The sequence below is a fragment of the Streptomyces sp. SID14478 genome, assembly GCF_010548525.1.
Classification (GTDB): Bacteria; Actinomycetota; Actinomycetes; order Streptomycetales; family Streptomycetaceae; genus Streptomyces.
Window position 1 is genome coordinate 1 of sequence record NZ_JAAGMG010000046.1, and the last position, 3,634, is coordinate 3,634.

Consider the following 3,634-nt stretch of genomic DNA (forward strand, 5'->3'; position numbering starts at 1 on the left):
TGCTGGCCACCGGCGAACTCCTGGACGGCGCCCGCGTCGCGTACAGCATGGGCCGCGCCCACCGCACCCGCGCGGGCCTGCGCCGCTCCCTCGACCGGGCCGCGGCGCTCGACTGGGACTTCGTCAAGACCTACGTCCGGGCGCCGGGCTGGGTGATGAAGGAAGCGGCCCGCTTCGCACACGAACGGCTCGGCGTGCGCAGCGGCAGCCACCTGTGCACCCCCGGAGTGCAGGTCGGCCAGGACCTGACGACCCATCTGCAGGCCACCCAGCGACTGGAGTTCGGGCACGCCACCACCCCGAGCGGCCGCTCGGGCCAGGACGTCGAGCAGATCTACACGCGCGCCGGGTTCCACCTCGTCGCGACGCCGTTCACCGCCGCGCCGCTGCTCGGCGCCGACCCGGGGCTTGCGGCCGACCCGCGGGTGACCGCGCTGATGCCGCCCTGGGACACGGCCGTCGTCGACGAGCTGGCCAGGACGCCGCCCACCGCCGCCCAACTGGCCACGCTGCGCAGGGAGACCGACGTCTACCGGCGCATCCTGGCCGCCGGTGGCCTCGTCGCGCTCGGCACCGACCAGCCGCTGGTGCCCGTCGGACTGCACCTCCACCTCGCGCTGCGCGCCCTGCACCGCGGTGGTCTCTCGCCGGCCGGGGCCCTGCGCACCGCGACCGTGCTGCCCGCGCGGGTCTTCGGCGCGGACGCGGACCTGGGCACCGTGCGGGAGGGCAGGCTCGCCGACCTCACCGTCGTCGACGGCGACCCGTTCACCGACTTCGACGATCTGATCCGTACGACGTCGGTGCTGCGCGGCGGCATCCCGTTCCAACAGGCCGACCTGGTCGCCGCGTTCGAGCCGGTGACCACGAAGGCCCACACGGCCGGGGCGCAGGACGACTGGCTGGAGGTCGGCCGCCACATGAGGCGCGAAGGCTGCTGCGATCCCGGTTTCTAGCGGACCTGCCGTGCGGGCGGCTGAGACCCTGGCCTCTGGACCCGCCGTGCGGGCGGAGGACCGACCGCACGGGCTGCCAGAGGCGCGTGCCGCGGGGAGCGAGGCGGTTGCCGACGGCCCCGAACGGGCCGTCGGCGGCCAGCGCCAGGACCCCACCCACAGCGCCGCCGCGATCACCCCCGACAGGCCGTACGACACCTGGGAAAGTAGGCGCATGGACACCACGGACAGATCCGCACAGGACGCAGGACCCGGGCACAGGATCGTCCCCGGCGACCCCGCCTCGCCGGTCATCCTCCATGTGCCGCACGGCTCCCGCACCGTCCCGTCGCCCGTGCGCGCGGGCCTCCTGCTCGACGCCGCCGCCCTGGAGCGGGAGTTGGACCTCATCACGGACGCGCACACCCAGGACCTCGCGGAACGGGCGGCGCGGGCCGCCCCGGTGACGCCGTGGCGCTTCGTCAACGAACGCTCCCGCCTCGTCGTCGACCCGGAGCGGTTCCCCGACGCGCGCGAGGAGATGCGCGCGGTCGGCATGGGCGCGGTCTACACCCGCACCACGCAGCGCGCCCCGCTGCGCCCCGAACCCCCTGCCGACGAGGAGTCCCTGCTCGCGACGTACTTCCACCCGTACGCACGGGCGATGACCCGCGCCGTCGACGACCGCCTCGCCGCGACCGGCCGGGCCGTCGTCATCGACGTCCACTCGTACCCGAGCCGCGCCCTGCCCTACGAACTGCACGGCACGGACCCCCGGCCGCCCGTCTGTCTGGGCACCGACCCCTTCCACACCCCGCCTACGCTGCTCGCCCTGGCCCGCGAGGCCTTCGCCCCGCTCGGCGAGAGCGGCCTGAACACGCCCTTCGCGGGGACGTACGTTCCCCTGCGGCACTACGGCAGCGACGCCCGGGTCAGCGCCCTCATGCTCGAACTGCGCCGCGACGTCTACCTCGACGAGCCCGTCACCCCGCACGACGGCCTGGCGAAGGCCGCGTCCTGCCTCGCGCACCTCGTCGAGGCGTGCGGCTGAAATCCTGCCCGGGAGAGCGGTACACGAGCCGCAGGGGGTCGATGCGGCCGTTCAGGGCCGCGGGACGACGGCGAGCGAGGCGGGCGTGAGGTCCGACAGCGTCGGGTAGCCGTCGACGGCCATGATCAGATCGGCCTCGGCGAGCAGCGTGCGCAGCACGTGCACCAGGCCGTCCTCGCCGCCGACCGCGAGCCCGTACGCGTACGGGCGCCCGACACCGACCGCCGTCGCGCCCAGGGCCAGCGCCTTGACGACGTCGGCGCCCGAGCGGACCCCCGAGTCGAAGAGGACCGGCAGGCCGTCCGCGGCGGCGACGACGCCGGGCAGCGCGTCGAGCGCGGGCAGCCCGCCGTTGGCCTGGCGGCCGCCGTGGTTGGAGCAGTAGATGCCGTCGACGCCGCCGTCCCGTGCCCGGCGCGCGTCCTCGGGGTGGCAGATGCCCTTCAGGATCAGCGGGAGGTCCGTGAGCGAGCGCAGCCAGGGCAGGTCGTCCCAGGTGAGCGGGTTGCCGAAGATCCCGACCCAGGTGGAGACGGTGTCCATCGGGTCGGTGCCCGGGACGAGGTCGCGAAAGCGCGGATCGGAGGTGTAGTTGCTCAGGCAGTGGCCGCGCAGCTGCGGGAAGTTCGAGGTCGACAGGTCGCGCGGGCGCCAGCCCGTCACCCAGGTGTCCAGCGTGACGACGATCCCCTTGTAGCCCGCCGCCTCGGCCCGCTTGACGAGGCTCTCGGCGAGCGCCCGGTCCGTCGGCGTGTAGAGCTGGAAGAAGCCAGGGGTCTCGCCGAACTCGGCGGCCACCTCCTCCATCGGGTCGACCGACAGCGTCGAGGCCACCATCGGCACGCCCGTGCGGGCCGCCGCCCGGGCCGTCGCCAGGTCCCCGTGCCCGTCCTGCGCGCACAGGCCGATGACACCGACCGGCGCCATGAACAGCGGCGAGGACAGCCGCATCCCGAACAGGTCCACCGACAGGTCCCGCTCGGCCGCGCCCACCATCATCCGCGGCACCAGCCCGTACCGTTCGAACGCCCGCACGTTGGCGCGCTGCGTGTGCTCGTCGCCGGCGCCGCCCGCCACGTACGACCACACCGACGCGGGCAGCGCCGCCCGCGCCCGCTCCTCCAGGGCGGCGAAGTCCATGGGCTGGGTCGGGACGACACCGCGCAGTCCGTCGAGGTAGATCTCGTACTGGTAGTCGCCGAACTGCGGGCTCATCGCACACCTCGTCATCGAAGTCGTCGGGATCGTCGGGCCGTCGGGGGAGTCACGGTCTTCCCCGCGCGGAGGAAGCGTCCCCGCACGGGGAAGGCGTCAATGTACGGGGACGGCATCGACGTATTGAACGTGACGCCGGATCCGGGTTTCCGGGCGGCCCGCCCCAATCTGCCAGGACGGCGGCGCCCGGAACAGAGGTCAGCCGGTCTTGACGGCGAACTCCAGCGACGCGTCGAAGATGCGGCGCACGGTGTCCTCGTCGACGCCGACCCAGCCGTGCTCCGCTCCCGGTACGGTGCGCAGCTCGGCCGGGGCGCCCGCCGCCCGCAGCGCGTCAGCCAGCGCCCGCCCGTGCCCGCACGGGACCAGGGTGTCGGCCTCCCCGTGCACGATCAGGAACGGCGGCGCGTCCGCGTGCGCGTGGCGTACCGGG

General features: G+C 74.3%; 4 protein-coding genes. 2 read left to right on the plus strand and 2 right to left on the minus strand.

The annotated features are described in order from the left end of the window. On the plus strand, window positions 1-956 hold a 956-nt coding region (locus tag G3I40_RS01770; protein ID WP_164300365.1), incomplete at its 5' end, for an amidohydrolase family protein. A 214-nt stretch (window positions 957-1,170) separates the two neighbouring features. Then, window positions 1,171-1,986 (plus strand): N-formylglutamate amidohydrolase, encoded by an 816-nt coding sequence (locus tag G3I40_RS01775; RefSeq protein ID WP_164300368.1) that lies wholly within the window; start codon window positions 1,171-1,173, stop codon window positions 1,984-1,986. 51 nt (window positions 1,987-2,037) lie between these two features. Here the strand turns inward: G3I40_RS01775 and G3I40_RS01780 are convergent, their stop codons facing one another. Then, window positions 2,038-3,201, minus strand: coding sequence for an alpha-hydroxy-acid oxidizing protein (locus G3I40_RS01780; protein WP_164300366.1), 1,164 nt, complete (start codon window positions 3,199-3,201; stop codon window positions 2,038-2,040). 198 nt (window positions 3,202-3,399) lie between these two features. Next, on the minus strand, window positions 3,400-3,634 hold a 235-nt coding region (locus G3I40_RS01785), incomplete at its 5' end, for a prolyl oligopeptidase family serine peptidase (RefSeq protein ID WP_164300367.1).